Here is a 4,851-nt window from a genome sequence, read left to right on the forward strand (position 1 = left end):
GGGCCGGTCGGCGGCTGCATGCCCCAGGCGGGGGCGGCGGGCGTCTGGCCGGGCGCGGCCGTCGGAGACGCCGGCGGCTGGGCGGCCTGGGCCTGGGGCGTGCCGCTCGGGGGCTGGTCGGCGGGCTCGGGGGCGGGGTGAGCGTGCGAGGGGTCGAGTTGGCCGGGGACGAACCCCGGCTGCGCCGGAACCCCGGGGACGCCCTGCGCGTATCCCGGCTGGGCCGGTACTCCCGGGGCTCCCTGGCCGTACGCCGCGTACGGGTCGCCCGGGGCCGGGTCGCCGCCCGGGAGCGGGGGAGGTGACTGAGGGACGCCCGGGAGGCGCTGGTTGAGGATGTCGCTCACTGTGCGCAGGGCCAGTTGTTTGGGGCCCTCCAGCTCGAACTTCTCCGCGGTGTCGCCGTGCAGGAGGTCCTTCACCAGGTCCATCTGGGCCTGGATCATACGGAGTTGGTCCTCACGCATGCTGGTCATGACCAGACGGGAGTCCTCGGGGTGCTGGGAGAGGTGGAGGGCCCAGGCCTGCACGCCGCCCTGTTGCAGGTGGTACTGGTAGAAGGCGATCTTCTGTGCCTCTATCTGCTGCAGCTCCAGTTCCTGGTGGCCCTGCTGGATGGAGAGCTGGTGCTGCTGGCTGCTCTGCAGGGCCGCCTGCTCGTAGTCCCAGCGCTGCTGCTGGAGGGCCAGGTGCTGCTGCTGGGCGCCGTACGACATCGAGCGCTCGATCTGGAGGGCGTCCTGCGCGCGGTTGCGCCGGTCCACCTCGACGTCGATCTCGGAGCCGCGCTGGGCCACCCGTACCTGCTCGGTCGCGGAGTGGTCGATGGCCTGGAGGCGGCGCTGGTGGTCGATGTTCTCCTGGTCGCGGCGCAGACGCAGGGTCCAGGTGGTCTGGAGGCCCGCGGGGGCGCCCAGCGGGCCCAGGACGTTGATCGCCTGGAGGAGTTCCCCCTCCGCCGCCGCGCTGTCCGCGATCGGGAAACGCCGGCTCACCGGGCGGGCCGCGCGTTGGAGTTCGCCGATGAGCAGGCCCGGTACGTCCCGGTGGCCGCTGCCCACGAACCGGGCCGGGTCGATGACCTGCCAGGACATGTCGAGCTCGGCCGAGAACTCGAACGCGTCGTTGTCACTGGGGAGCGTGAGCGTGCCGGAGAAGGGATGCACGCCCATGTCGACCTCGTACACCGCGGTGTAGTGCCGCGCCGCGATGTCGCTGCGCGTCGGTCGGCGGGGCGGGAGGTAGGCCTCGTAGCCGCCCTTGGCGGTCGCGAAGACGAGCGCGTGATCGATGCGGACCGTCGACTTCAGGGAGAGCTCGAAGCGTGACAGCTGGCGCACCGTGAGCACCGGGTCGATCAGCTGGGTGTGCCGGTCTGCGGACTGCTGCCACTCGGGCGGGCGGTGGAAGGCGGACATCGTGCGTTGCTCCTCGGTGGGCGGTGAGCAGGGAGGTGTGTCTGGACGGCGGGACGGCTAGCGGACGGGGAGTGTCGTCAGGAGGCGGGCGGCCACTCCGGGTGGCTTCGCGCCGTCCTCGCCCGGCATCGTCCGCAGGAGGTGGCCCAGGCGCTGGTACTCCGCCGGGGTGGTGACCAGGGTCGGGAGCAGGGCCGCCAGGGCCCACTCCGTGGCCGTCGAGCGGTCGGCGATGAGGACCCACTCGCGCAGCACGTCCAGGGCGTGCCGGGTCGCGTTCGGGTCGTTGAGGGCCGCCCGCCACAGGAACGGGATGCCGTGGGCGGCGGCCGAGCCCTCGGTGGCGGACTGCGCGTACCACGCGAGGACCAGCGGATGGCCGTAGCGCTCGTCGTCCTGGGTGTGGCGGCAGGCGCTGACGAAGCCGCCGATGGTCAGGTCGTGCACCGGGCGGTCGTCGGGGAGGTGTAGACGCAGTTCGGCGAGGACCGCGTCGCTGGCCTCGGAGAGGAGCAACAGAGCGACGGCCTCGCCGAGTTCGCGGGCCATCTCGCGGTCGAAGTCGTCCGGGTCGGCGAGGTCCCGGTACAGGCTGCGGGCCGCGGTGCGCAGGGCGGCGAGGGCTTGCTCGGGGCGTTCGGCGCCGATCAGCGCGTACGCCCGTACGGCCACCCAGCGCAGCCGCCGGTCCTCGCCCTTGGACCACTCGTCGAGGATGCGCGGGATGTTCGGCGTGTCCAGGAGGTGGGCGAGGGTGAGCGCGTTGACGGCCACCAGGCGGTGCCGGAAGCGGTTGGAGGTCGCCCAGGGCTGGATGACCAGGGCCATGGCCGAGGGCAGGTCCGTACGGGCCAGGACGGCCACCGTGGACGCGGCCCGGGTACGGACCAGGGGGCGGCCGTCGTCGGCCAGCCGGCGCAGCCAGTCGATGAGCGCGGGGCGCGCGGAGGGGTGGCCTGTCCAGACCTCGCGCAGGAGTACGAGGGAGGCGCGCTCGTCGGTGAACTTCGCCTTCTGCTGGGTCACCGGACCCCACTCGGTGTGCTCGTCGTCCTCGTACCGCTCGGCGCGGGCGAGTTGGAGGCGCTTGCCGATGTGGGTGCCGAAGACGGGGACCTCGGGGGCACTCCCGGGCTTCTGGGTCTGCTGGAGGAAGCGGTAGAGCAGATCGCTGAGTTCGGCGGTGAGGGCGTAGGGGCCGTCGTCGAACGCGGCCAGCGCGACCAGGAACGCCTTGTCGCGCAGATGGATCGACGACTCGTCCTCCTCGAACCACTCCTGGACCTGGTTCTCCAGGGAGATCAGGGAGAACTGGGCGACGGCGTTCTCCGCGACCTCACCCGCCGCGTACCGACCGAGCAGCTGGGCGAACGCGGCGACCTCGCGCAGTTGGTGACTGCGGCTCAGGAACTCGGTGACGTCCGGGAGGTCGAGCAGTTTCGCCACCGTGGCCCCCCGGTCGTCCTGGGCCGCCACGCGGGTGCGGAGGTGGGCGGCCAGGACGTCGGCCGGGTCCGGCGGCTGCCAGGTGACGACCGGCACGTCCTCCAGGACGGCGGTCGGGCCCACCGTGACGACGAGGTACGCGTCCTGCACGGTGAGACGGTCGCACGCGGCGAGGAGATGGTGCTCGCGGAGGGGACGGTCGCGGCGGGTGACGAGGTCGGCGAGGACGTAGCCGCGCGGGTGGGCCGGGGTTCCACCGGCGGTGGCTCCCGCGGCCGGCGATCCGTCGGCGGCCGTGTCCGGCGCCGTGAACTTGTCCGCCAGGGTGCTCGGGTTCGTGTCACGGTCGAGCGTGTGTACGGGGGCTGCCCCGAGCCGGTGCAGAAGCATCAGGGCGGCCGTGTGTCTGCCGGTGAAGCGGGCGCCCGACAGGACGAGGACGCGGTCGCGGCGCAGCCGGACGAGCAGGGCCTCGACGGTCTCCTCGGCGGCCACGAACGAGGCGGCGAGCCGGTCCAGCGTGGTCTGCGGGACCTCGCCGGACGCGGAGGCGGACGGGGCGGAGAACCCGGGTATCGCCCACTGGTGGATCTCCGTCTTGCTGCCCATGATCACGTCACCGGCGACCTGCCCGCCGCTGACGCCGTGCTGGTTGCCGCCGACCATGCTGCCGCCGAAGCGGGCACGGTCGCCGAGGTTCATGGACCGGGGGCTGTGGTCGATCAGGTCGCGCCGCGCCGACCAGGCGGTCTGGGGCTGCTCGTGCTCCTCCGACCCCTCGGAGCCCTCCGCCTCCTTGGACTCCTTGCCGTCCTTGGAGTCCTTCGCGGCGCCGTCTCTGCCGTCCTTGCCATCGGCGGAGGGGGACGGGTCGTCGGCGGGTAAGGGACGGGCGGCCTCGGCGGCGTCCGGGGTGCTCATGAGCCGTCACCCCCGTTACGGCCGCCCATGTTGACGTCCCCGGTGACCTGGCCGCCGCTCACGCCGGTCTGGTCTCCGGCCACCACGCTGCCGCCGACGTTCACGGCGCCGTTGAAGTTGAATACGGGGCCCGGGGCGGGGCGGCTCTCGGGCGAGGTGCCCTGCGCGGGGACTCTCGGTGCCTCCGTCGCCTCCGTCGCCTCCGGTGCCGGCGGGGCCTGTGGCGCCGGGCGGTCCCCCGATCCGCCCGGCGCCTCCCCCGCCCCCGTGCCACGGTGGTCCTGGTCGGCCGTACCGGCCGTGCCGGTGCTGCCGACGGCGCCGGTCGAGGCCGCCTCGTGGCCGCTGGGCAGCGGGCCGTGCAGCCAGGCCCGCATCGGGCCGTTCTTGGTGTCCACCCCGACCGGACGGAACTCGTCGGCCGGGATGCCGGGATGGTCGTGCCGTACGACGCCGGTGTACAGGGCGTCCGAGACCAGCAGCGCGAAGTCGTGGGGGCGTTCGCTCAGGGCGGCCCGCAGCAGCTGGGCGTCCAGCAGCCGGCAGGCGTTGTTCAGGTCGGTGCCGACCCAGCCGTCGTGCCTGTCCACGGCCACGTAACCGGTGGCGAGGACCCCGCGCAGCCTGATCTGGGCGGAGCTGGACGCCATGCGGTTGACGGCGCGCAACTGCGCCGGGACGTCCACCAGGAGGGCGCGCAGCAGGGCGGTGACCGGGGCGTTCGCGTCGATGAGCTCCATCACGGAGTCCCCGCGGTCGGCGCGCAGGCGCCGGGTCTCGTCGATGCCGGCGCGTTCCAGCGTGCGGTCGGTGATGTCGTAGAGCATGCGCCGCAGGTACGCCTGCTCGACGTCGTCCCGGTCGCTGAACCTCTCTATGTCCAGCAGCAGGATCGTGCGGCTCACGGGGTCGGTCATGATCGCCCTTCGACAATGACGTGGGGGGTGCGGGTGCTTGCAGCAGCGTGGTGGGTGTGGGCGGTGTGCAGTGAGGGCGGATGACGCAGTCGGAGTGTGACGGGGTACACAGAAGGTTCTGCGGGGTGTCGGGTGCGGGTCGGTGAGGG

3 protein-coding genes are annotated in these 4,851 nt (G+C 72.9%); all 3 read right to left on the bottom strand.

All coding sequences use genetic code 11. From position 1 onward, the window contains the following. Positions 1-1,418 (bottom strand): hypothetical protein (locus STRTUCAR8_RS10440; RefSeq protein ID WP_006375581.1); only part of this gene is annotated, 1,418 nt, incomplete at its 3' end. Between the two features lie 57 nt (positions 1,419-1,475). Then, positions 1,476-3,785, bottom strand: a complete 2,310-nt coding sequence (locus STRTUCAR8_RS10445) for a hypothetical protein (protein WP_006375583.1) — start codon at positions 3,783-3,785, stop codon at positions 1,476-1,478. Then, entirely contained in the window at positions 3,782-4,702 is a 921-nt protein-coding gene (locus tag STRTUCAR8_RS53275) for a hypothetical protein (protein ID WP_044471972.1), read from the bottom strand. The genes STRTUCAR8_RS10445 and STRTUCAR8_RS53275 overlap by 4 nt, the downstream gene beginning before the upstream one ends. Positions 4,703-4,851: the final 149 nt, after the last annotated feature.

Source organism: Streptomyces turgidiscabies Car8, from assembly GCF_000331005.1.
GTDB lineage: Bacteria > Actinomycetota > Actinomycetes > Streptomycetales > Streptomycetaceae > Streptomyces > Streptomyces turgidiscabies.